The sequence below is a fragment of the Paenibacillus sp. J22P277 genome, from assembly GCF_059383675.1.
In genome coordinates this window covers 65,077-88,181 of sequence record NZ_JBXENS010000004.1, presented here as the reverse complement: position 1 = coordinate 88,181, position 23,105 = coordinate 65,077, and the positions used below count along the sequence as shown (strand labels likewise).

The 23,105-nt window shown below is 60.6% G+C and carries 20 protein-coding genes; 11 read left to right on the top strand and 9 right to left on the bottom strand.

The features are described from left to right. Positions 1-29 precede the first annotated feature (29 nt). From AC50YL_RS13710 to AC50YL_RS13700, 3 genes are all read left to right on the top strand, one after another. Positions 30-1,034: an ABC transporter substrate-binding protein gene (locus AC50YL_RS13710; RefSeq protein ID WP_494833405.1), complete on the top strand. Its 1,005-nt coding sequence runs from the start codon at positions 30-32 to the stop codon at positions 1,032-1,034. 231 nt (positions 1,035-1,265) lie between these two features. Further along, complete coding sequence (locus AC50YL_RS13705) at positions 1,266-2,450, top strand: phosphodiester glycosidase family protein (RefSeq protein ID WP_494832717.1); 1,185 nt, start codon at positions 1,266-1,268, stop codon at positions 2,448-2,450. A 127-nt stretch (positions 2,451-2,577) separates the two neighbouring features. Continuing rightward, complete coding sequence (locus tag AC50YL_RS13700) at positions 2,578-3,261, top strand: HAD family hydrolase (protein WP_494832715.1); 684 nt, start codon at positions 2,578-2,580, stop codon at positions 3,259-3,261. 122 nt (positions 3,262-3,383) lie between these two features. Here AC50YL_RS13700 and AC50YL_RS13695 read toward each other — a convergent pair whose 3' ends face one another. The 6 genes from AC50YL_RS13695 to AC50YL_RS13670 form a co-directional block, all read right to left on the bottom strand. After that, positions 3,384-4,679, bottom strand: a complete 1,296-nt coding sequence (locus AC50YL_RS13695) for a YheC/YheD family protein (protein WP_494832714.1) — start codon at positions 4,677-4,679, stop codon at positions 3,384-3,386. Positions 4,680-4,863: 184 nt separating this feature from the next. Then, on the bottom strand, positions 4,864-5,316 hold the full coding sequence (locus AC50YL_RS13690) for a GNAT family N-acetyltransferase (RefSeq protein WP_494832712.1): 453 nt from the start codon (positions 5,314-5,316) through the stop codon (positions 4,864-4,866). Positions 5,317-5,332: 16 nt separating this feature from the next. Then, on the bottom strand, positions 5,333-6,478 hold the full coding sequence (locus AC50YL_RS13685) for a YheC/YheD family endospore coat-associated protein (RefSeq protein WP_494832710.1): 1,146 nt from the start codon (positions 6,476-6,478) through the stop codon (positions 5,333-5,335). Beyond that, positions 6,478-7,854 (bottom strand): YheC/YheD family endospore coat-associated protein, encoded by a 1,377-nt coding sequence (locus AC50YL_RS13680; RefSeq protein WP_494832708.1) that lies wholly within the window; start codon positions 7,852-7,854, stop codon positions 6,478-6,480. The genes AC50YL_RS13685 and AC50YL_RS13680 overlap by 1 nt, the downstream gene beginning before the upstream one ends. Further along, a complete protein-coding gene (locus AC50YL_RS13675) occupies positions 7,851-9,032 on the bottom strand; it encodes a YheC/YheD family endospore coat-associated protein (RefSeq protein WP_494832706.1) in 1,182 nt (393 codons plus the stop codon). Before AC50YL_RS13675 ends, AC50YL_RS13680 begins: the two co-directional genes overlap by 4 nt. 20 nt (positions 9,033-9,052) lie before the next feature. Continuing rightward, complete coding sequence (locus AC50YL_RS13670; RefSeq protein WP_494832704.1) at positions 9,053-10,420, bottom strand: YheC/YheD family endospore coat-associated protein; 1,368 nt, start codon at positions 10,418-10,420, stop codon at positions 9,053-9,055. Positions 10,421-10,710: 290 nt separating this feature from the next. Between AC50YL_RS13670 and AC50YL_RS13665 the strand changes: the two genes are divergently transcribed. Further along, complete coding sequence (locus AC50YL_RS13665) at positions 10,711-12,009, top strand: DRTGG domain-containing protein (protein WP_494833404.1); 1,299 nt, start codon at positions 10,711-10,713, stop codon at positions 12,007-12,009. A 128-nt stretch (positions 12,010-12,137) separates the two neighbouring features. Here AC50YL_RS13665 and AC50YL_RS13660 read toward each other — a convergent pair whose 3' ends face one another. The 3 genes from AC50YL_RS13660 to AC50YL_RS13650 all read right to left on the bottom strand — a co-directional run bounded on the left by AC50YL_RS13660 (position 12,138) and on the right by AC50YL_RS13650 (position 13,432). Next, positions 12,138-12,434, bottom strand: coding sequence for a YtpI family protein (locus AC50YL_RS13660; protein WP_494832701.1), 297 nt, complete (start codon positions 12,432-12,434; stop codon positions 12,138-12,140). Between the two features lie 155 nt (positions 12,435-12,589). Continuing rightward, a complete protein-coding gene (locus AC50YL_RS13655) occupies positions 12,590-13,102 on the bottom strand; it encodes a sporulation membrane protein YtrI (RefSeq protein WP_494832700.1) in 513 nt (170 codons plus the stop codon). Between the two features lie 3 nt (positions 13,103-13,105). Continuing rightward, complete coding sequence (locus AC50YL_RS13650) at positions 13,106-13,432, bottom strand: YtrH family sporulation protein (RefSeq protein WP_494832699.1); 327 nt, start codon at positions 13,430-13,432, stop codon at positions 13,106-13,108. Positions 13,433-13,706: 274 nt separating this feature from the next. Here AC50YL_RS13650 and AC50YL_RS13645 point away from each other — a divergent pair, with 274 nt between their 5' ends. From AC50YL_RS13645 to AC50YL_RS13615, 7 genes are all read left to right on the top strand, one after another. Beyond that, a complete protein-coding gene (locus tag AC50YL_RS13645) occupies positions 13,707-17,555 on the top strand; it encodes a DNA polymerase III subunit alpha (RefSeq protein ID WP_494832697.1) in 3,849 nt (1,282 codons plus the stop codon). 230 nt (positions 17,556-17,785) lie between these two features. Further along, positions 17,786-18,283 (top strand): phosphatidylglycerophosphatase A family protein, encoded by a 498-nt coding sequence (locus AC50YL_RS13640; RefSeq protein ID WP_494832694.1) that lies wholly within the window; start codon positions 17,786-17,788, stop codon positions 18,281-18,283. A 176-nt stretch (positions 18,284-18,459) separates the two neighbouring features. After that, entirely contained in the window at positions 18,460-18,654 is a 195-nt protein-coding gene (locus AC50YL_RS13635) for a glutamate decarboxylase (protein ID WP_161744885.1), read from the top strand. A 181-nt stretch (positions 18,655-18,835) separates the two neighbouring features. Next, positions 18,836-19,708, top strand: coding sequence for an acetyl-CoA carboxylase, carboxyltransferase subunit beta (accD, locus tag AC50YL_RS13630; RefSeq protein WP_494832692.1), 873 nt, complete (start codon positions 18,836-18,838; stop codon positions 19,706-19,708). Then, positions 19,698-20,705: an acetyl-CoA carboxylase carboxyltransferase subunit alpha gene (locus tag AC50YL_RS13625; protein WP_494832690.1), complete on the top strand. Its 1,008-nt coding sequence runs from the start codon at positions 19,698-19,700 to the stop codon at positions 20,703-20,705. The genes accD and AC50YL_RS13625 overlap by 11 nt, the downstream gene beginning before the upstream one ends. 45 nt (positions 20,706-20,750) lie before the next feature. After that, complete coding sequence (gene pyk, locus AC50YL_RS13620; RefSeq protein WP_494832688.1) at positions 20,751-22,505, top strand: pyruvate kinase; 1,755 nt, start codon at positions 20,751-20,753, stop codon at positions 22,503-22,505. Between the two features lie 85 nt (positions 22,506-22,590). Beyond that, on the top strand, positions 22,591-23,085 hold the full coding sequence (locus AC50YL_RS13615) for an acyl-CoA thioesterase (protein ID WP_494832686.1): 495 nt from the start codon (positions 22,591-22,593) through the stop codon (positions 23,083-23,085). Positions 23,086-23,105 lie beyond the last annotated feature (20 nt).

Below are 23,105 nucleotides of genomic sequence, written 5' to 3'. Positions count from 1 at the left end.
AGCAAACGAACATGATGAACCGAATTTTCATGCACAATAAATTACCGCTATGGGCGTCAGCGCTGCTGCTGCTTGCGATACTGGCCGGATGCGGCCAATCGGCGAATACGCAAAATGCCGCGAATAACGCGAATCATGCAAATAACGCGCAAACGAACGCGGGCGCGGCCAATGCCGCCGGTACGGCGAACGCGGGAACGGCGGACGCCGGGCAACCAGCGGACATCACGCATGATCCCGATGCGCGCATCGCCTCCATGTCCATCCACATCACGAACAATCTGCTCGCGCTCGGCATCAAGCCGGTCGGCTCGGTCATCGGCGGCGACGTGAAAGATTTCCTGCCGCACGTGGCCGATCAGCTGCAGGGCGTCACGAAGCTCGGCGTCGTCACGGATCCCGACATGGAGGCGCTGCTGGCGCTGAAGCCGGATGTCATCTACGTCGATGAAACGTACAGCGGCGACGATATCGCCAAATTCGAAAAAATCGCGCCGACGATCAGCCTCGATATGGACAAAGGCACCTGGCGCGACCACTTGAAGCGCATCGCCGAGCAGATCGGGCGCATGAAGGAAGCCGATCAATTCATCTTGGATTACGCCGCGAAAGCGGAGCGCGTCTCGAAGCTCGTCCACGACGAGCTGGGCGACGGCAAAGTGATGGCGATCCGCATGACCGCCAAGGAGCTGCGCGTCATGAGCGCCGCCCCGCCGCTCGGTCCGATCATGTTCGACGACCTGAAGCTTCAGCCGGTCGCCGGTCCCGACAAAATCGTCGACAAGCCGTTCCAGGTCATCTCGCAGGAAGTGCTGCCGGATTACGACGCCGATGCGATCTTCGTTATCATCAGCACGGGCAGCGCGGCCAAAGGCAATTACGACGAGATAGCCAAGAGCGCGATCTGGCAAAATCTGAAGGCGGTCAAAAACAAGCATGTCTACGTGTTGGACGGTCAAAAGTGGCTCGATTACTCGTCGATCGGCCAAAGCATGGCGCTGGACGACGCCGAGAAATTGTTTACCAAGCCGTGACAGCGGCTGCATGCCGCTTCACGGTCAACGTTTCCCGAAATCGTCAAAACCGGTTTCGTGCCCATCGGGCGCGAGCCGGTTTTTTTATGTCCGGCAAGCAGCGGAAGATCGCTTATATTGACGTTTCCGCACTACTTTTGTCGTATCCGATGCCATGGTGAAACTTTCGAGAAAAATTTCGCGTTTATTAGGTAACCGCATGTCGGATTGGATCTTAAGGAGGGCGAAGGAGTGGGCACGAAGATTTCCGCCGAGATCGCAGGCGTCTCGCCCGGCGGTCGGCTGCAGGGCAAGAGACTGCCGTCGCGGCCGGCCAAGCGCAAAAGGAAATGGTTACGCATCACGGCCGCCGCGTTCGCGCTGTTCTTGGCGATCGGCGCAAGCGGAGCGGTCTGGTTGTTTCTGACGCCTTCCGGAACCGACTTCCGCTACGTGATGGCGGATACCTTGATCACGACCCAGCATCGGAAATGGGCGAAATATATTATCGGGCAAGAGGCGTTGGACGCGCGCGTGCAGGCGTACCAGAACCGGTTCAATGAAATGGGCGAAGAGCGGGATACGCACGAGATCCATCCGTCCGCTCCGGGAACGGGGACGCCGGTGCCTGCATCCGGCGCCAACGAGGCCGGGCAGGCGGAGCAGGAGAAGCCGCTCGTCGAAATCGAGCCGATTTCGGGACACGGGTACAGCGGCTACGTCATGACGGTCAACGATCCGACCAAGATCCGCATCGCCGTTCCCGAGAAGCCGGGCAGGGGCGAGCGGGTGCTGAGCATGGTGCAGCGAACCGGGGCCATCGCCGGGGTCAACGGAGGCGGTTTCGCCGACCCCAATTGGGAGGGGAACGGATTTCAGCCGATCGGCATCGTGATGTCCGGCGGGCAGTTGTTTTACAGCGACTTGGGCCGATCGAACGCGACGCAGGTCGTCGGCATCGACGGCAGCGGCAAAATGGTCGCCGGCCGCTATTCGCTGAGCGAGATGCAGCAGATGGGGGTGAAGGAAGCGGTCACTTTCCAGCCGCGCATCATCGTGAACGGCAAAGGCCTGATCAAGAACGCCGCCGACGGTTGGGGAATCGCCCCCAGGACCGCGATGGGCCAGCGCGAGGACGGCGCGATTTTGTTCGTGGTCATCGACGGGCGCCAACCGGGCCACAGCATCGGAGCGAATCTCTACGACGTGCAGCAAATCATGCTGGAACGCGGGGCGGTCATCGCCGCGAATCTCGACGGCGGTTCCTCGACGGTGCTCGTGAAGGACGGCGCGGTGCTGAACAAGCCGTCGACCAAGAGCAGCGAGGGCCGGTATCTGCCGAGCGCGTTCCTGGTCTTCGAGCATCCGGAGCAAGCCGATATCCGCAACGTATGGGAAGGGCTCAAGCCGGGCGACATCGATCCCGGGAAGTGGTAAACCAACTGGCCGGGCGAGGTTCGCGGTGCTGGCCCCGGCATGGGAACGCAGCCGTTTCCTCCTTGCGCGGCGGACTTCTTTTCCAGTATGATTAAGGGCATCACAGACGCGAAAAGGAGATTTCACCATGCGCAGCAGCGATACGCTTCCGCGGCCGGAAGCTTTGATTTTCGATATGGACGGCACGTTGTTCGAAACGGACACGTTGCTCAAAGGGGTGCATGAACGGATATTCGCGACGCTTCGGGCAGAGGGACTGTACATGCAGCCGACGCCGCCGGTGGAGAAGCTGCTCGCTTGTCTCGGGATGCTGCTGGCGGACATTTGGCGCATCGTCATGCCGGACGGCTCGGAGGCGGCCCAGCGCCGGGCGGACGAGCTGATGCTCCAGTACGAGGTCGAGGGCCTGGAGAACGGCGAAGGACAGCTGTACCCGCATGTCGCGGAGACGCTGCGGGAGTTGAAGGCGCAGGGCTTCAAACTGTTCGTGGCGAGCAACGGGCTGGAGCTTTACGTCAAGGAGGTCGCCCGCTTCCGGGGCATAGCGCCTTTGTTCGACGGCTTGTACAGCGCCGGCGAGTACGGCACGGCATCCAAGGTGCATCTCGTGGAACGGCTGCTTCAGGACCATGGCGTCCAATCGGCGTGGATGGTCGGAGACCGCTCGTCCGACGTGGAAGCGGGCAAGAAGAACGGGCTCCAGGTCGTAGGCTGCGCCTATGCCGTGTACGGCCGCCAGGAAGAACTGAGCGGCTCCGACGCGCTGATCACCGATTTCCGCCAGCTGTTGGAATTGACCCGCCAGCCGTAATGTCAGAAGACCCGGCCTGCTCGCGGAGAGCGGACCGGGTCTTCACTTGTATCCGTTGCCGACGGAACCGTCAGCGAGCAAGCCGCCGACGGTCGAGCCTTCGCCGGGCGAATCGGCGGCTCTTACAGCGAACGATTGTCGTCGAATCTTGATCCCTCGAACCTTGATCCCTCGAATCTCGTGCCGTCGAATCGCGGGCCGTCGAACCTCGAGCCCTCAAACCTCGCATTATCGAACGCCGTGTCGCCGGACCCCGTGTCGTCGAACCTCAAGCCGTCGAATCGCTTGCCGAATTCCGCGGACGTCTTCGCTTTCTCCCGCTTCTGCTTCTGTTCGTACATCCAAACCGCGTATTCAAGGGGCCTGATGATGGCCCGCCGGTAGGTCTCGCGCTCTCCGGCCTGGATGAAGACTTCGCGCGAAGGCTTGGGGTTGACCTCCAGGAGGAAGATCTGGCCTTTGCGGTCGATCGCCAAATCCAGCGCCAGCTCGCAAAGCCGCCCGTAAGAGCGCTCCAGATACGCCGCGATCTCCACGCCGAGCTCCTCGGCTTTCCGTTTGACGGTCGTCACGGTTTCCTCGTTCTTGATCCAATCGCCGAGCAGCGTCTTCATCTTGACGGCCTGGCCGCCGCCGTGCAGATTCGACGTAATGCTGCCGCTCGCGCCGATCCGGCCGGCGCAGCCCGTCACTTCCCACTCGCCGCTGCCGTTCTTCTGCACCAGCATCCGGTAATCGTGCACGCGGCCGCTCGGCAGCTTGAGCTGAATGCCCTGCTGCACCAGGTACCGGTTTTCCCGCAGGTTCCACTTGGCCAGACGGCTGTGAATGCCGGTCGTGCCGACCCGCTGCGGACTGACGATCTTCCTCGACTGGTCGCGCCCCTGAATGAGGTAGCTGCCGCTTTGCTCCTTCTCGATGCGAAGAATGCCGCGGCCGCCCGTGCCGTTGATCGGCTTCAGATAGACGAGCGGATACTTCCGGATCACTTCCGTCAAGTCGCTCTGGCCCTCGTACAGTCGCGTGAAGGGCAGGTGCGGCCGGAATTTCTCTTCCCGGTTCAAGGTTTTGTAGACCGTCCATTTATTGCGCAGCACCCGGTTCAGGAAAGTCAGATGCCCGTATTTTTTGCGGAACTGGCTGAGCTGCACGAACCGGTGGCTGCGCTGGATCCGGCACCGGTCGTAAATCATATGGGGAAAGGAACGCCATTTGCGGCTCCAGGTTTTCGATGTCGCGTCGTACATATGCGCGTGGATCCGATTCTGCGCAAAATTGACGTCGGCCGGCGTGAAGACGAAGATCTCCAGGCCGAGATTTTTGCCGGCGTCCGTCATGCGGGCATAAATGGATTTCTCCTCCATCAGACCACGGTCATTGAGATACAGGGTTAAAATGCCGAGTACCGGCTGACCCATAGTGTCTCCTCCTAAAAGTTTTGCGAGTGCCCCTCGCAGCCGGGAATTCCGGCAAGAATAGCAAAACTCGCTTCGGAAGCATACGCTTTAAGTTTTGCGAGTGCCCCTCGCAGCCGGGAATTCCGGCAAGAATAGCAAAACTCGCTTCGGAAGCATACGCTTTAAGTTTTGCGAGTGCCTCGCGCTAGTGTTCGAATCGAAGGGTCGGCTTGCCGGTAGGACCGGTATGCAGGCTGACGGCCTTCATGCCCGCCCGGAAGCACATATTCATGCTGGCCGGATTGTCGGAGGCGACGCTGCAGGTAAGTCGGCCCAGACGGCGATGAAGCGCCCGCAGCAGGAGGCTGCCGGTTCCTTGTCCCCGGCATTCCGGAGAGACGACGACGAAGCAGGCGCGTTCGCCCCCGTCTTCCGCGAACGCGACGGCCGCAAGCCGTCCGTCTTGAATGGCGACGGCAACCGCCGCCGCTGCCGCATCGCCGGAACGGCCGTTTGCTGCCAAGCGGGCAGGCGGCAGCGCGTTAAGCGCGGCAAGCCCCGTATGGGTAATGCGGCTGTCGCCGTACCTGTACAGAAAACGGGTGATTCTTTCCTTGGACGACGACCATTGAGACGGCGACAGCAGCTTTACCTGCATGCTTGTTCCCTCCTCGCTATTTGTCCTTCGTTTTCAACAAATAGCTGCTATATTGAAAGATCCGCTCCAGCGAACGCTTGCGAATGTCCGGTTCGTCGAATTTCATCGGCTTGGCGTTGGCTTCGAAGAACCAGATATTGCCGGCTTGATCGATGCCGAGGTCCATCGACATTTCGGCCAGGCTGCGTCCGGAGCCGCGTTCGATCTGGCGAGCGATGACGAGCGCCGTCGAGCGGGTCTTTGTAAGAAGTTTATTAGCTTCGTCTTGGCCAAATACGCCGACAAGCAGTTTCTCCGGATCTTCGATGCTCCCGCCGCGCGGCACATGCGTCGTGATGCTCATCGAACCGGCCAGCCGGGCGCCGATGCCGGAGATATCCCATTGGCCGCGCTGGTTCTTCTGGATAAGCGCCCGCAGGTCGAAGGACCGGTCGTTGTACGCGGCAAGCTGGATGCCCTGCTGGGCGATGTAGCGCTCGCCGCTGCTTTCCTTCTTGATGCGCGTCCACAGCTTCGAGATCGTCCCGCAGTTATAGGTGGTGCTTCCCTTGTTGCCTTGGATTTTGAGCCGGTACGGGAGCGGCTTCTCGGGCTGCAGCTGGATCGTCATGATGCCCTTGCCGGCCTTGCCGCTGACGGGCTTCAGATAGAGAAACCGGTGGCGCAGCATCATCCGGCCCAGACCGCTGACCGTCAGCATCCGGCTCGTAGCGGGGATGAAGGGCTTCGTGTTCTTGGACTGGCGCAGCCATTTGAACAGGCTCCACTTGTTGAAGAACTTCGGATTGAAGATCTGCACGCCGGGATTCCGGAGGCAGGCGGCGATTTTTCGTCTCACTTCGGGCTGCAGCTCATCCTCGCGGAGCGGAATGCGGTTGTAGATCAACTCGGGAAAAGGGAATTTCTGCACCAGCCACGCATCCGAGCCGGGATCGTACGTATAGCCGTTCAGCGTCTTGCGGCCGAGCTTCAGCTGTTTCACCGTGAGCACGTAGACGAGGAAGCCGTTGTCCTTGCCCGCGGCGATCAAGTCGGCGAAATTCTGGCGGTTGCCGCGAAAGAGCTGCAGGTCATCCTCGATCGTAAGAATGGCGAGAACCGGCTGTTTGGCTCTGGTAAGGGCCGAGCTTTCCGCCGTGTCCTCTTGTATGACAAAGGCCATCAGTCATTCCCTCCCTGTTCCTTGAACTTGCTCAGGTACAGGCAGTGCTCCAAAATGTGCGACATGGAATCCCGGCCCTGCGACCGGAGAGACGGATGGCTGAAGATGGATCTGCCCGGCTTGGCGTTCGCTTCGAACATCCAGATATCGCCATCCTTGTCGATGCCGATATCCAGGCCGAGCTCGCCGAGCGTATGCGGGAAGTTCCGCTCGATGGCTTGCGAGAGTTTGATGGATACCGCTTTGGCTTTCGACAACATGTCGTCGGCCCGGTCGCCGAATGCCCGGCTCAGCGCCTGTTCCGGCGTCAGCAGCGATCCGCCGTTCTTGATATGGGTCGTGACGCTGCCGCGGCCGGCTTTCTTGGCGCCGATGCCGACCGGGACCCATTCGTTGCTGCCGTTCTTGTGCATGTGGAAGCGGAAGTCGATCGGGCAGCCGTCGATCTCGATCAGCCGTACGCCCTGTTGGCTGACATAGCGCCCCAGGCCGCTGCCGTGGCGCGACTCCAGCATTTTCATCAAGCTGTTGAAGTTCGTGAACCGCAGCAGCACGTTCGTGTTGCCGCGCCGGTAGCGGGCGAAATAGCCGCGCTTCGGATGATAGGTGAGCCGGTAAATGCCGATGCCGAGGCTGCCGGCCGTCGGTTTGAAATACACGAACTGATGGTTTTCCAGCATTTCCTTGATTTTCTCGGAGCGCGGGTTATTGACGGATTCGGGCAGATGCTCGAGCGCCTCCACGTCTTTGTCCAGCAGCTTATACACGTCGGATTTGTTGAAGAAGCTCCAGTTGAAGAACGGCACGCCTTTGCGGATGAACCGTTCCCGCATGGACATGATCGAGGCCGTCGTTTCCGCGTAGCGGCTCGGCAGCCGGTTATAGACGACGTTCGGAAGCGGCACGACTTTGCGGTACCAGCTGCCGGCGCTGTTCAGGAAATAGCCGTTGACCGTTTCTTTCGCCCAATTCACGTCCCGGGGCGTAAAGGCGAAGACGTAAGCTTTGTTTTCGCCCATGCGGATCAGCTGGCGAATGTAGCCGGAACGGGAGCCGAACGGAGAATCGCTCTTGCGGCTGCCGTCGGTAAGGACGCCGATCAAGGGCCCGAGCTGCAGATCGTTGTCTTCGCCCTGCACGTAGGAAATGCTGCCGGCTTTCGGAACCTTGATCGATTGGCGCACGCCGGCGGACAGATAGAGATGGTTGCCCTGGCGGTTGATGGACTTCACTGCGGCCGTGATGGTTTCGTGACCGAATTTCAGTTGAATCGTCTTTTTGCCGGACAGCTTAAGGGATCGAAGGAGTGAGCCCGACAGGTGGACGATGCGTTCATTTGAGGGTGAGAAGTGTACATGACAAGATGTCAAACTCATGGATGAACCTCCTGAATGTATCTCCTTTGAATTCGGGTGGACGGGAAAACGGGTCGCTGGCGGGAGGCCAGCAGCTTCGCGTAATCGATTGGACGGCGAACGGCCAGCTCGGCGGTCTCGGCGTCGCTGTCGAAGGATTGTCGTCCCGGCTTGGCGTTGGCTTCCAGCAGCCAAAGCCGGCCATGGGGCTCGAGGCCGAAATCGAGGCCGAGTTCGGCCATGCGGCCGAAATGCTGCTCCAGGCAGGCGGCGTACCGTTCGCTCGCGCTTCGGATGCGCTGCAGAAGCTTTGCCGCGCCCTCGTCGCCGTACCTGGTCTTGAAGGCTTCCGCCGCTTCGACGGCCGTACCGCCGCCATGCAGGTTGGCCGTGACGCTGCCGGGACTTCCCCGCCGCACCGCCGCGCCGGTGAAGCGCCAACGGCCTTCGCCGTCCTTTTGCATGAGGGCCCGCACGTCGAAGGAACGACCTTCCCCGTCGGTCAGCTCGAGGCAGGGCTGCACCAGATACGGCGCCGCGGACGCGAACCGGTCGATCCAACTGCCAAGCGCGGACCCGTCGGCGAAGCGGCGGGCAAGCGGCCGGTTATGCCGGTCTCTGCCGTCGATCCGCCAGCCGTCCGCGTCCGCGAGCAGCCGCAGCGCGCCTTTGCCGTGCATGCCTGCGGACGGCTTGAGGAACAATCCTGCAGGATAGCGCTCCAGAAGCGCCTCGAGCTGGCCGGCTCCTTCGTAGGGCTGCGTCTCGGGCAGCCAGCGCCGGAGGCCAGGTTCCTGCTGCAGGGCGAGGTAAACGTCCAGCTTGCCGGGAAGCGATCCGTTCAGCAGCGTATATCGCTTGCGGCGGCTCAGCCGATTCAGCGCTTCTTGAAACGAACGGGCTTGCGCCGAGGACGACGGCAGCGCCCGGTCATAGACCACGTCGGGAAGCGGGAAGCTGCCCGCCTCCCATTCGCCGCCTTGGAGCCGATAGCCGACGATCAGCCCGGAGTCGGCGGCAGCGGCCTCGGACGCGCAAAACAAAAACACGAGCATGCCGATCGTGTGCCCGTAGGCGCATAAGCGGCGGCAAAAGTCGTCTTCCGGCATGGCGAGCGGACGGCCGTTCTCGCCGGCGCCTTCGGCTTGCCGCTGGCTGATCATGATGCCGAGGATGCCGGAACGTGCTGGCTCAGCCATATCCGTTTCCTCCTTTAGCTTTAAAATTCGGCCAAGTGCCGTGCGTAGCGAATCATATTGCGGACGGAAGGACGGATTTTCTGATCCTGCAGCGGCGTGTTGTCGTTTTTCGACGGTTTGGAGTTTACTTCCAGAAGCCAAACGCGGCCATGCGTATCCAGCGCGAGATCGATGCCAAGCTCGCCGAAGTGCGCGGGAATGAACATGTCGACGCCGTGGGCGATGTCGAGCGCCGCGCGCGACAGCTTCCCGGGCGCTTCCTGGCTGCTCGTGCCGGATAGATTGGAACGCCCGACGGCTTCGCGTACCGTGCTCAGCGTGCCGCCGCGCGCCAGGTTGGAGACGAAATGATGACTGCCCGCCGTGCGGGCGACGATGGACGTCAGCACCCATTTGCCCGTCTCGTTCTTTTGCACGAGCGCGCGAAAATCGACCGGACGTCCCATGATGTCGATCAACTGCAGCCCTTGCTGAATTTGATACCGGACGGTTTTCATCTTGCCGGAGATCGAACCGTAGAGCTTGAGCAGGCTGCTGAAGTGATGTCTGCGCGTGCCGCCGACCGTGGCGTACTGCGCGGAATACGATTCGCCCTCCGTCCGCGTGATGCGGATAATGCCTTTGCCCAGACTGCCGCGGACCGGCTTTAGGAACACGGTATGGTATCTGTTGCACATCGTCTTGAGCATCGGGAAATTTTTGAGCACATGCGACTCGGGCAAGTATTTCACCAGCGAAGGGTCCTTCGCGAGCGCTTCGAACACTTCCGGCTTGTCGAGGAATTTCTCGTTGAAGACCGTGCTCCGGTGCCGCACCTTGACCTCTTGGATGAATTCCTGCACGTTGGGACGGTTTTCCAGCTTGCGCGAGGTAAGCCGGTTGTTGACGACGTCCGGCGACGGCAGGAAGACTTTGCGCCAGCCGTCGGCGTACACCCAGCCCTCGACGGTATTGAAATTGCCTTTCAGGTGATGCGGGGTGAAGAAATACACATGGGCGCCCTGCGCGGCGCAGGCATCCACCAGCTCTTTGCAGAACATCGTAATGGAGCCGAACGGCCGATCGCGATGCTCCGGGTCGTCACGGCTGATCAGCACGCCGATCAACGGTCCCAGAGCAAGCACGGCTTCATCGGCGCGGTAGCGGATGCGAAGGTTGGTACTCTCCAGAAGCCCCATTTTTCTCGCGAGACTCTGTCCGATCCGCATGCCGTCGAACCGTTCGACCGGAACGACCTTGACGTATTGGCGCATAGCCCCGAATTTAAGCGTCACCGGCTGACCTTGCGGGATTTTCCATTGTCTCAGATAGGCGTCGCCGAGCATGATGGCGTCATCCGGCAGAATGCCAGGACTGATAACCTGCACGGCAACTTTCGATTTCAGCATCGACGGATCTCCTTCCATGCCGGAGGATGATGACGTTTTGGCCAGGGGTCCATAGGGTTTTGACACGAATTAGTTCATCATATGAGGACATCTATCCCTTGGTGATTGGCGGACAGAGCCGATTTCGAGATAAAATAACGTTTCCCGGCGCCCAAAGAACCGTGCGTGCGGGACGCGCTTTCTGCTAAAATGGAACCAGACAAGCAGGGCAAGGCGAAGAAAGACAAGGAGGGAACGCCGTGGGATCCGCAGGCAAATCGCCCGAAGCGCAAACGAAGCACGAGCGGTTGATGGATTATATTCGGCAGCTCGAGATCGGTACGAAGCTGTCCGTGCGCACGATGGCGGACGAGCTGGAAGTGAGCGAGGGAACGGCGTACAAGGCGATCAAGGAAGCCGAGTCGACGGGACTCGTCAGCACCAAGGAGCGGATCGGGACCGTCCGGATCCAACGGCGCAACCGCGAATCGCTCGACCGCCTGACGTTCGGGGAAGTGGCCGATATCGTGCAGGGCGAGCTGTACGGCGGCGCCGGGGGACTGGAGAAGACGCTCCACAAGTTCGTCATCGGCGCCATGGAGCTGGACGCCATGGTCCGCTATATCGACGCGGGCAGCCTGCTCATCGTCGGGAACCGGCAGGGCGCGCACCGATGCGCGCTGGAGCAGGGGGCGGGCGTGCTCATCACGGGGGGATTCGGCACGAGCGAAGACATCAAGCAGCTCGCGGACGAGCTCGGCCTTCCTATCATCTCTTCGAAGCATGATACGTTCACGGTCGCGTCGATGATCAACCGGGCGATGTTCGACCGGCTCATCCGGCAGAAAATCATGCTCGTGGAAGATATCGTGACGTACACTCGGCACGTGGAAACGATGCGGCTCGGCGAGACGAAGGGCGACTACGTGCAGTTGGCCGCGCGCGTGGGCGGAACGCGGTTTCCCGTGCTGGACGAGCGGGGGCGCGTGGTGGGCATGATGACGGCGAAGGATGCCGAGGGCGAGGACGACGACCAGCCGGTGGAGAAGCTGATGACGCGCAGCCCCATTACGGCCGCGCCGAATATTCCCATCGCGTCCGCGGCGCATACGATGGCGGCCGAAGGGATCGATTTGCTGCCGATCGTGGACAAGAACCGCAAGCTGCTGGCGGCCATCAGCCGGGCCGAAGCACTGGATGCGATGCGGTATGCGGGCAAGCAGAAGGAATCCGGGGAGACGTTCGACGAGTTGATCAGCGCGGGTTTTCGATTGAAGGACGCGGGAGAGGACGGAGAAGATTTCCGGTACGAGGGGCGGATCACGCCGCAGATGTCCGGCACGTTCGGGACGATCTCGGAAGGGGTGCTGGTCACGCTCATGACGCAGGCGGCCAGGGGGCTCATTCGGGAGCTGGGGAAACGGGATTACGTGATCGAAAGCATGACGACGTACTTCGTGCGGCCGATCCAATTGGAGAGCGAGGTCGTGATCGTTCCGGCGCTGCTGGAAATGAGCCGCAAGAGCGCCAAGCTCGAAATCGAGCTGAAGGACCCCGGCGGCACGGCGGCCAAAGCGCTGCTTGCGGCGCAGCTGATCGATCCTTATTAGAGGATGTTCAAAAAGTCGTCTTTCGATCACGATGCGCGTTCGGGAAGCATATTCGACATCGAATCTTGCGTGCACCTTCTGGGTGCTCAAAACCCGACTTTTTGAACTTGATCTAATTCAGATCAATTCTAACCTTTCATGGAACGGTAGACGCTGTTGTTGCGGATGCCGGCGAACAGATTGAACAGGCCGATGACGATGATGAGTCCGCTGATGATGACTTTGACCGTCGAGCCCGTGAAGGCGAGCATCATGAAGAGGGCAATGAAGACGAGCATGACCCCCATGCTCATGTTGAGGCGCGCGCTCAGCATTCCGCGTTGGCGCGTGTCGGATGTCCGGCGGGCTTTGAAGCTGAAATAAACCGACATCAGCGACGTGAGGCAGATGACGATAACGATGATCCAGTGTAACGCATTGACCATGACGTGCGCGCAGCTCCTTTAGGTTGAACAAGCTTTCCGATTTGTTTTCCATTGTACCATGAAACGGGCGGCAAGCGAAAACGCCCGTCGCCCATGAGGATCGGCTGTTTTTTAGCGATGCTTGGGACGCTGTCGGCCGCGCTACTAATGAAGCGTCATCTGAGCGGACGCTCGTAAGGCTTCGCGATGAACCAGACCTGAAGAACGTTGTCGACGACCAGCATCGTATGGATGCTCACCGTAAACTCCTTGTTGCCCCCGACGATGTATACCTTGCTGTCCAGCAGCAGTCTGGCCAGCTCCGCGTTCGTGTTGATCTTGTAGATGCTCGTCCCCAGAAAGACGGAGAGGTCTTTCTTCAAGCGGGTCTTGAGCGCGAGCCTCGTCCGCTCGTCTAACCCGTTTTCCGCCTCGTTTTCCTTCTGATCCAACAAGATCGGCAGAATGCTCTTCACGACCGTATGCTGGTTCTTGAATTGATTGAGCTTCTCGATCCGGTCCTCGTAATCGATCAGTTTATCTTCCAATTCCGTATTCGACGCGCGCAGCGCGTTGAAATTCATGAAGAAGACGGCATGGTACGCCATGGCGCCGAGAATGCCGCCGAGCACGATGAAGGCGACGGCCTGCGTGAATCGCGCATAGCGTTCGAAAGGAGGCACGCGCATCCGCTAGACCGCCCCTCTGCAGAGCCAGCGAACGAGCTCCGTGCCCATATGCGCGCCGAGAAAGGCGCAGAGGATGTAAACGATCTGCAGTACGACGGGCGAGAGATGGCCGTCCATCATATTGCTTTCGATGACCCGCATGGGATCGATCGTCCCGCCGACGGCGGCGACGAGCGCCCATATTTTCAAGCGGGAAGCCGTGTCCAGCATGATGGCGGCCGGGGCGGCCATGACGAAGACGGATCCCATGCCGGCCAGCATCGAGCCGCCGAACACGACGCCGAAGGCAATAAAGAAATCGATCGTGGCTTTCGTGAAGAAAGACTCCATGGTGCTTCGCTCCCTTCCGGTCAAGTCGGGGGGACGAGGCTTGTCCTCCCGGGATGATGCATGGGCGAGCAGTTTCGCGTCGGCGGAACGACCAGCCCCGGATGCATGGGCGAGCAGTTTCGCGTCGGCGGAACGACCAGCCCCGGATGCATGGACGAGCAGTTTCGCGTCGGCGGAACGACCAGCCCTAGTCCCATTGTATGGGCGGGCAGGGCGTCAATATGATAAAATGATAGAAAATGATGCTCGTTTACGATAGAAAGAAGGAATGGCGATGAGCGGCGCACGCGAATTTGTACACTTGCATGTTCATAGCGAATTCAGCCTCTTGGACGGGGCCGCCCGGATCAGGGATCTGGTAGAGTCCGCCGCGGAGCAGGGCATGAAGGCGCTCGCGCTGACCGATCACGGCGTCATGTACGGCGCCGTTCCGTTTTACAAGGCGTGCCGGGCCCGAGGCATCAAACCGATCATCGGCTGCGAGGTCTATTTGACGACCGGCTCCCGTTTCGACAAGGGCACGCGCAAAGACAATCCGATTTATCACTTGATCCTGCTCGCCAAGAACGAGACGGGCTATCGCAATTTGATGAAGCTGAGCTCCATTGGCCACTTGGAAGGGTTCCACTATAAGCCGCGGATCGATTTCGAATCGCTGCGCGCGCACGCGGAAGGCTTGATCTGCCTCAGCTCCTGCCTCGGCAGCGAAATCGCCCAGCACCTGCTGCACGACCGGCTCGACGAAGCGCTTCGTTCGGCCGAGCGTTACCGCTCAATCTTCGGCGACGACTTCTATCTGGAGCTTCAGGACCACGGCATGCTGGAGCAGAAAAAAGTGCTGCAGGCGACGCTCGCGCTGGCGGAGCAGACCGGCATCCTGACCGTCGCGACCAACGACGTGCATTATCTGCAGCCTTCCGACGCGGCGGTGCAGGACGTGCTGATCTGCATCGGTACCGGGAAAACCGTGGAGGACGACGACCGGCTGCAGATGCTGACGGACCAGATGTACCTGAAGCGCGCCGACGAGATGTTCCTCCAATTCCGGCAAGCGGAGGACGCGGTGTCCCGCAGCGTCGAGATCGCGGGGAAATGCGACCTTGAACTGACGTTCGGCAGGGCGCTGCTGCCGGCGTTCCGTCCGATCCCGGCGGGCATGACCTCTTCCGCCTACCTGGAAGCGCTCTGCAGGGAGGGACTGGAGGCGCGATATGCGGGAGATCCCGCGTGGACGGCGGACGCTTCCGCGAAGGAACGCGCGCTGGACCGGCTGCTGTACGAGCTGAAGGTCATCGACAACATGGGCTTCAGCGATTATTTCCTGATCGTCTGGGACTTTATCCGCTTCGCCCATGAGCAGGGCATTCGCACGGGTCCGGGACGCGGCTCCTCGGCAGGCAGCCTCGTGGCGTACACGCTCAATATCACGGACGTCGATCCGCTCAAATACAAGCTGTTGTTCGAACGCTTCCTGAATCCGGAGCGGGTCTCGATGCCCGATATCGATATCGACTTCAACGACGAACGGCGCGACGAAGTCATCGGGTACGTGTCGGCGAAGTACGGCGACGAGCATGTCGCCCAGATCATCACGTTCGGTACGATGGCGGCCAAGGCGGCCGTGCGCGACGTCGGCCGGGCGATGGCGGTGCCGTTCGGCGAGGTCGACCGCGCGGCCAAGCTGATCCCGAATCAGCTGGGCATCTCGCTCGAGGAGGCGCTGCGGACCAGCGCCGAGCTCCGCGAGGCCTCGGAACGACAGCCGAAGACGGCGGATCTGCTCCGCATGGCGATCAAGGTCGAGGGAATGCCCCGCCATGCCTCGACCCATGCCGCGGGCGTCGTCATCTCCGGCGAACCGCTGACGAACTACGTGCCGCTGCAGGCGGGCACGGAGCGAACGGCGCTGACGCAGTATTCCATGGAGAACCTCGAAGCCGTCGGCCTGCTGAAGATGGATTTTCTCGGCTTGCGCACGCTCTCGATCCTGGAGCGGGCCCTCGACTGGGTGAAGCAGCAGCAGGGCATCACGGTGGACTTCCGCTTTATCCCCGACGACGACCCCGTGACCTATGCGATGCTGGCGCGCGGAGAGACGACGGGCATTTTTCAATTGGAGTCCTCCGGCGTGCGCCGCGTGCTCCGGGACCTGAAGCCGACGCAGTTCGAAGACATCGTATCGGTCGTGGCGCTGTATCGCCCGGGTCCGATGGATTTCATTCCCAAGTATATCGCCGGCAAGCACGGAGCGGCGGAAGTGGAGTACCCGCATCCGTCGCTGGAACCGATACTCGCCGATACGTACGGCATCATCGTCTACCAAGAGCAGATCATGCAGATCGCGTCGTCGATGGCGGGCTTTTCGCTCGGCGAGGCCGACCTCCTTCGCCGCGCCGTTTCGAAGAAGAAGCGCGAGGTGCTCGACGAGCAGCGGGCGCATTTCGTCAGCGGCAGCTTGGGGCAAGGCTACAGCGAGAAAGACGCCAATGCCGTCTACGACATGATCGTCCGTTTCGCCGATTACGGCTTTCCGCGCGCGCATGCGGCCGCCTACGGCGTGCTGGCGTTTCAGACGGCTTGGCTGAAAGCGAATCATCCCGTGCCGTTCATGGCGTCCATGCTCGCTTCCGTGACGGGCAACCAGCGCAAGACGGCCGAATACGTCGACGAATGCCGCCGGATGGAGATCGAGGTGCTGCCGCCTGACGTGAACGAGAGCAGCGTGACGTTCACGCCGGTAAACGGCGCGATCCGCTTCGGTCTGGCCTCGATCAAGAACGTGGGTACGCAGGCGATCGAATCCTTGCTGAAGGAGCGCGCGGAGCGCAAATTCGAGAGCCTGCTGGACCTGTGCCGGCGCGCGGATCTGCGGGTCGTGAACAAGCGCGTGCTGGAATCGCTGATTCAAGCCGGCGCATGCGATACGCTGGGCGCTCACCGGGCGCAGCTTATCGCCGTGCTCGACGAGACGGTCGAAGCCGCTCTGAAATGGCGCAAGGAACGCGAGGAGCTGCAGATCGAACTGTTCGGCTTCGAAGAGGTGCAGAACTGGGACGTGGAGCTGCCGGAAGTCCGGCCGTTCACGACGGGCCAGCTGCTCGGGTTGGAGCGCGAGCTGCTCGGCATGTATTTGTCGGGCCATCCGCTGGACGATTTCGACGAGGCTTTCGCCGGCCAACAGATCGACCGGTTGGTCGATCTGGCGGAAGCGCCGGACGGCGCTTACGTGCTCGTCGCCGCGATGGTCGTGTCCAAGAAACCTTTGATGACGCGCAAAGGCCAGGCGATGGCCTTCCTCGAGGTCGAGGATCGCATCATGCGCGTCGAAGCGGTCGCGTTCCCGACGGTATGGAAGCGGCACGAACAGCTGCTCGAGCCCGGCAATCTCGTCGTCGCGCTGGCCAAGCTGCAGCATCAGGACGAAGACTACAAGCTGCTGCTCGAGGACGCGATTCCGCTCGGCAGCGGCTTGGCCGGCGGCGGACCGCCGAAGGAGCTTGCCTCGCAATTGCAGCGGCTGCTGCGGTTCGGGCAGAGCCGGGCAGCGCGGGACAACGCGGCCCAAGGAGGCGGCGCGCCGGCGGCGGCGCGCGATAGCGGCGCAGCGCAGTCGGGCGCTCCCGACGACCGGGCGGCGCGTACTGCCGCCGCGGCTTCTCCGGCACAAACCGCCCCGGGCGGGGCCGAAAGAGCTTCGGGACAGCGCGGCCCGTCAGGCGCCTCGCCGCAAGCGGCAGGCGCCGCGGCTGCCGTTCCGGCGGCGCCGCGGCCGGGCGCTGGCCCCGACGGCGCCGAAGCCGCGGAGCGGCAATCCGCATCTGCCGGCGGCGACGGCTTGCCGCGCCAAACCGCCGGCGTGGCCTCGGGCAAACCGGCTGTCGCGCCGGCGAAACGGGTGCAGCGGCTCTATGTCAAAATCGTCGCGGGCCGCGAGGATTCCGCGGCGATGGAACGGCTGAAATCGTTGCTGACGGGCAGCGCCGGCCCGCTCGAGACCGTCCTGTTCTACGAACGGGAAGGCCGGTCGGTGGCGCTGAGCGAAGCGTTCCGGGTGAGGCCGTCGCAGCAGCTGCTGCTGGACATCGAGTCGCTTTTCGGCAAAGGCTCCGCGATCGTCAAATAAATCGCCGCAAGAAGCTTGCCTGCGGACGGCCTTGAGCCTTGCTCGGATCATCGTTTATCGACATGCACATGTTTTCGCATCTCCGCATACATTTAGGAGACACGGAGCTAAGATTGACTGACGGCTCTGCATTTTCGAAGCTTGCACGCGATCGGGACTGCCGGCATGCCGCTCCAGTCGCCCGTCATACGCGGTCCGATTCGTACAAGCCGATGCGGGGGGGATATGCTATGTCGTCCAATATGGAACAATGGCTGAACAGACGCGGAGTAACGGTGAGCGATGTCGCGGATATCGTTTTTTCGCTGCAGCGCCCTTATAATCCGGACCTGACTTACCAAGAATGCGAAGAGAGCGTGTTTCACGTGCTGGGCAAACGCGAAGTGCAGTACGTGCTGTTTACCGGCATCGCGCTGGATGAGCTGGCCGAACGCAAGCTCCTGCCCGAACCGCTGCAGGCCATCATGGAAGCGGATGAGTCCCTCTACGGCGTCGACGAGACGCTCGCGCTGGGCATTACGAACGTCTACGGCATGATCGGGCTTACGAGCTTCGGTTATCTCGACAAGGTGAAGCCGGGCATTATCCGCAAGCTGAACGAGAAAGGCAAGCATGTCCATGTGTTTCTGGACGACCTCGTCGCCGGTCTCGCCGCCGCGGCTTCCGCGCGCATCGCGCATCAGGATCCGAAGGCCAACCGTTACGAGATCGCCGATCAGTCGCAGTAACGCGGACGTTGCATGCAGGCGTGCGGCGCGGCTTCCAGCCATGCGGCGTTGCGATGGAATCTAAACATATGGTATCATTATGACATCATATGCCCAGATAACGAGAGTTTATAGCGCGGCCATGGCACCCCATGTGCGTTCAGATGATCCTTTAACAATGCTCAGGAGGTTCCTTCATGTGGACGGTTATCTATATCGCGCCTACGGCAAAAATTGCGGAGAGCATTAAAAACCGGCTGACCCAGGAAGGGTTTCTCGTAAAGATTCGACCGATTAATGTTTCGAAACAGCAATTCGAAATATTGGTCCCATCTGGCGAACTGGAAGAAGTGCAGGAAGTGCTGAACGGCATTTTAAACTCGCAACGTTAAATCGAACGGCGCGTCCCTGAGCGCGGCTTTGCACCTTTAAAAATCACTGCGTTCCATGCGCAGCGCGCAAGATTTAAAACTACTGCGTTCCTATGCGCAGCATGTAAGTATTAAAACTACTGCGTTCCTATGCGCAGCATGTAAGTATTAAAACTACTGCGCCCCCAAAGAGGTGTCACTCGTGTTCAAGGACTTATTCCATAAAAAAAAATACGCCACGATTCCTTCGGGCCAGCCTCGTACGAAACCGGATATTCCGGAAGGCTTGATGTCCAAGTGTCCGAAGTGCGGCAACATCCAATTCAGCAAAGAAATCGAAAAGAACTTGAAGGTTTGCCCGAGCTGCGGGTATCACTTCCGCCTCAGCGCCTGGGACCGGATCGCCATCACGCTCGACGAGGGCCGTCTGACGGAGTTCGACGCTGACCTGTCTTCCGAGGATCCGCTCGGATTCCCGGGCTACGCCAGCAAAGTGGAAGCGCAGCAGAAGAGCTCCGGCCTGACCGACGCGGTCGTGACGGGAGAAGGGACGATCGGCGGACTGCCGGTCGTCGCCGCTTTCATGAGCTTCGATTTTTTCGCGGGGAGCATGGGTTCCGTCGTCGGCGAGAAAATCACGCGCGCGATCGAACAAGCCTACGAGAAAAAGCTGCCGCTCATCATTTTCTCGACGTCCAGCGGCGCCCGGATGCAGGAGAGCATCTTGAGCCTCATGCAAATGGCCAAAACAAGCGCCGCGCTGGCGAAGTTTCAAGGCGACGGCGGGCTTTACATTTCCGTCATGACCGACCCGACGACGGGCGGCGTCTCCGCGAGCTTCGCGATGCTGGGCGACTTCAATTTGGCCGAGCCCGGCGCGCTGGTCGGCTTCGCGGGCCGCGTCGTTATCGAGCAGACGATCCGCCAGAAGCTGCCGGACAATTTCCAGACGGCGGAATTCAATCTGCAGCACGGCCAACTGGACAAAGTCGTGCATCGCAAGGAATTGAAATCGATGCTGACCAAATTGCTGGATATGCATTCTGCGAAGGGGGAAACGATTAATGGCGGGTGAGCTGCCGTTTGAGAAACCGCTGAACGAGCTGCAAAAGAAGATCGAGGAACTGAAGAAATTCGGCCAAGAGTCGGGCATCGATTTCAGCGATGAAATTTCCCGCCTCGAGGAGCGCTGCAAGCAGCTGCAAGAGGAGCTGTACAACGAGCTGTCCCCTGCCCAGAAGATGCACCTGGCACGTCATCACGGACGCCCGACCTCGCTGGATTTCATCGGGGCGATTTTTACCGATTTCATCGAGCTTCACGGCGACCGCCTGTTCGCGGACGATCTGGCGATCGTCGGCGGCTTGGCGAAGCTGAACGGCGTGCCGGTTACGGTTATCGGCCATCAGCGCGGGAAAGACACGAAGGACAACATCGCGCGTTTCTTCGGCAGCCCGCATCCGGAAGGATTCCGCAAAGCGCTGCGGCTGATGCAGCAGGCGAACAAATTCCGCCGTCCGATCGTGACGTTCATCGACACGAAAGGCGCCTACCCCGGCAACACCGCCGAGGAACGCGGACAATCGGAAGCGATCGCCCGCAATCTGCGCGAGATGGCCACGTTCGGCGTGCCGATTATTTGCGTGGTCATCGGCGAAGGCGGCAGCGGCGGCGCGCTTGCGCTTGGCGTGGGCAACCGCGTGCTGATGCTGGAGAACGCCATTTATTCCGCGATTTCGCCGAACGGCGCGGCGTCCATTCTGTGGAAGGACGCGGGCCGCGCGGACGAAGCGGCTTCGGTCATGAAAATCACGGCAGGCGATTTGCTCGGCTTCGGGATCATCGAAGAAATCATCGAGGAGCCGCAGGGCGGCGCGCATCGCGATTTGGCGGCGCAATCCGAATCGATCAAAGAAGCGGTATGGCGCCATTTGATCGAGCTGTCCCGGATGACCCCGGAAGAGCTGGTCGAGGACCGTTACAATAAATTCCGTAAAGTCGGCGCTTACCGCTCGACCGAGCCGGCCGTGGCGGCCGAGTCCGTTGTCGAAGCCGAATCGGCGCAAGTTTAACGAACCCAATTACGTATCCGCATTAACGGAGGATGGAAACCACTCATGCGCAAAACAAAGATCGTTTGTACCATTGGCCCGTCCAGCGAATCGCTGGAAAATACGAAGAAGCTCATTAACGCAGGCATGAACGTCGCCCGCCTGAACTTCTCGCACGGCGATTTCGAGGAGCACGGCAACCGGATCAAGAACATCCGCCAAGCGAGCAAGGAGCTCGGCAAGAACGTCGCGATCCTGCTTGACACCAAAGGCCCCGAGATCCGTCTCGGCAAGCTGAAGGAAGAACCGATCGAACTGAACCAAGGCGAGACGATTACGCTCACGACGGAAGAAATCCTGGGCGACCGCAATCGGATTCCCGTGACGTATACGAACCTTCCGGCCGATGTCGAAATCGGGGCGACGATCCTGATCGACGACGGTTTGATCGGCTTGACGGTCGAGGAAGTGGAAGGCACGGAGATCAAATGCCGCATCGTGAACAGCGGACCGATCAAGAGCAAGAAAGGCGTTAACGTGCCGGGCGTTCATATCTCGCTGCCGGGCATCACGGAGAAGGACGCCGGCGATATCGTATTCGGCATCGAGCAAGGCATCGATTTCATCGCGGCCTCGTTCGTGCGCAAAGCGACGGACGTGCTCGAAATCCGCGAGCTGCTGGAGAAGCATAACGCCAGCCATATTCAGATCATCTCCAAAATCGAGAACCAGCAGGGCGTGGACAACCTCGACGAAATCCTGGAAGTTTCCGACGGCTTGATGGTTGCACGCGGCGATCTCGGCGTGGAAATTCCGGCCGAAGAAGTGCCGCTTGTTCAGAAGGAAATGATCCAGAAGTGCAATCGCGCGGGCAAACCGGTCATCACGGCGACGCAAATGCTGGATTCCATGCAGCGCAACCCGCGTCCGACGCGCGCGGAAGCAAGCGACGTCGCGAACGCGATCTTCGACGGCACGGACGCCATCATGCTGTCCGGCGAGACGGCCGCGGGGAAATACCCGGTCGAATCCGTTCAAACGATGTCCCGGATCGCCGTGCGCGCGGAATCGGCGCTGGATTACCGCGAGATTTTCACGAAGCAAGCGAAAGCGCAGCAATCGACGGTAACGGAAGCGATAAGCCAAGCCGTGGCGAATTCCGCGCTCGACCTCAATACGAAGGCGATCATCACGTCGACGGAAAGCGGCTATACGGCGCGGATGGTGTCCAAATACCGTCCGAAATCGCCGATCATCGCCGTTACGCCGGTTGAACAAGTGATGCGCCGCTTGGCGCTGATTTGGGGCGTGTTGCCGGTACTCGGCACGCCGGCGGAAACGACGGACGCCATGTTCGATATCGCCGTTCAAGGCGGCATCAACTCCGGCCTCGTGAAGCTGGGCGATACGGTCATTATCACGGCGGGGGTTCCGGTCGGCCGTTCGGGCTCAACGAACCTGATCAAGATCCATACGATCGGCGAAATGATCGCCAAAGGCCAAGGCATCGGCAGCCAAAGCGCCACCGGCAAAGTGGTCGCGGCCCGTACGCCGGAGGAAGCGATCGCGAAGACGACGGAGGGTTCCATTCTGGTGACGACCTCCACCGATCGCGAATACATGCCTGCCATTCAGAAAGCGGCAGCCGTCATCACCGAGCAGGGCGGAATTACGAGCCATGCGGCAATCGTGGCGCTGAACCTGGGCATTCCGGTCATTCTAGGCGTGCAGAATGCGCTCGAACTTCTGCATGACGGGATGGAAGTCACGGTGTACGCGGAAGTTGGCGTTATTTACTCCGGACAAGCCAAGGTCATGTAAGAAACCCCATACTCGCATAACACGTATAAAGAAGCGATGGCGCGCGAGCGCCGTCGCTTTTCGTTCAACTAAGGAGAGAATGCGGATGACCAATGAGGATAAGGAAACGAAGGTTCGCTGGCATCTGCACCCGCTGCGGGTCAGGTACCAGGAAACCGATCAGATGGGCGTCGTGTTCTACGGCAATTACGTCACGTGGTTCGAGATCGGTCGAACCGAATTCGTGCGTTCGCTCGGCACGCCGTACGACGCGATCGAGAAGCAGGGGCTGCTCCTGCCGGTCGTCGATTTGGATTGCGCCTACGTTTCTCCGGCGCGTTACGACGACAACGTGCTCGTATGCACGCGGATCGACAAGCTGTCGCCGGTGCGGCTGTCGTTCCGTTCCGAAGTGAGGCTCGCGGGAGAGGGCGAAGCTTTCCCCTCGCTCTGGGAGGGGAACGAGCCGCCCGGCAAGCTGCTCGTCAGAGGCGGCACGCGCCATGTCTGGGTAAACCGGGATTGGCGGCCCTCGCGCCTCGACAAGGCGCTCCCCGAGCTTTATGCGATGCTAGAATCGCATGCGGCGGACATCCTATAACTAAGCCGAAGGAGGGAATG

Excerpts from the sequence above, each read along its gene's own strand:
- AC50YL_RS13640 (WP_494832694.1), top strand. The coding sequence starts at position 17,786 with ATGTCGTCCAATATGGAACAATGGCTGAACAGACGCGGAGTAACGGTG.
- AC50YL_RS13695 (WP_494832714.1), bottom strand. The coding sequence starts at position 4,679 with ATGGGTCAGCCGGTACTCGGCATTTTAACCCTGTATCTCAATGACCGT.
- AC50YL_RS13700 (WP_494832715.1), top strand. The coding sequence starts at position 2,578 with ATGCGCAGCAGCGATACGCTTCCGCGGCCGGAAGCTTTGATTTTCGAT.
- AC50YL_RS13675 (WP_494832706.1), bottom strand. The coding sequence starts at position 9,032 with ATGGCTGAGCCAGCACGTTCCGGCATCCTCGGCATCATGATCAGCCAG.
- AC50YL_RS13645 (WP_494832697.1), top strand. The coding sequence starts at position 13,707 with ATGAGCGGCGCACGCGAATTTGTACACTTGCATGTTCATAGCGAATTC.
- AC50YL_RS13710 (WP_494833405.1), top strand. The coding sequence starts at position 30 with ATGCACAATAAATTACCGCTATGGGCGTCAGCGCTGCTGCTGCTTGCG.
- AC50YL_RS13665 (WP_494833404.1), top strand. The coding sequence starts at position 10,711 with ATGGATTATATTCGGCAGCTCGAGATCGGTACGAAGCTGTCCGTGCGC.
- AC50YL_RS13660 (WP_494832701.1), bottom strand. The coding sequence starts at position 12,434 with ATGGTCAATGCGTTACACTGGATCATCGTTATCGTCATCTGCCTCACG.
- pyk (WP_494832688.1), top strand. The coding sequence starts at position 20,751 with ATGCGCAAAACAAAGATCGTTTGTACCATTGGCCCGTCCAGCGAATCG.
- AC50YL_RS13670 (WP_494832704.1), bottom strand. The coding sequence starts at position 10,420 with ATGCTGAAATCGAAAGTTGCCGTGCAGGTTATCAGTCCTGGCATTCTG.
- AC50YL_RS13635 (WP_161744885.1), top strand. The coding sequence starts at position 18,460 with ATGTGGACGGTTATCTATATCGCGCCTACGGCAAAAATTGCGGAGAGC.
- AC50YL_RS13615 (WP_494832686.1), top strand. The coding sequence starts at position 22,591 with ATGACCAATGAGGATAAGGAAACGAAGGTTCGCTGGCATCTGCACCCG.
- AC50YL_RS13680 (WP_494832708.1), bottom strand. The coding sequence starts at position 7,854 with ATGAGTTTGACATCTTGTCATGTACACTTCTCACCCTCAAATGAACGC.
- AC50YL_RS13625 (WP_494832690.1), top strand. The coding sequence starts at position 19,698 with ATGGCGGGTGAGCTGCCGTTTGAGAAACCGCTGAACGAGCTGCAAAAG.
- AC50YL_RS13650 (WP_494832699.1), bottom strand. The coding sequence starts at position 13,432 with ATGGAGTCTTTCTTCACGAAAGCCACGATCGATTTCTTTATTGCCTTC.
- AC50YL_RS13655 (WP_494832700.1), bottom strand. The coding sequence starts at position 13,102 with ATGCGCGTGCCTCCTTTCGAACGCTATGCGCGATTCACGCAGGCCGTC.
- AC50YL_RS13685 (WP_494832710.1), bottom strand. The coding sequence starts at position 6,478 with ATGGCCTTTGTCATACAAGAGGACACGGCGGAAAGCTCGGCCCTTACC.
- AC50YL_RS13690 (WP_494832712.1), bottom strand. The coding sequence starts at position 5,316 with ATGCAGGTAAAGCTGCTGTCGCCGTCTCAATGGTCGTCGTCCAAGGAA.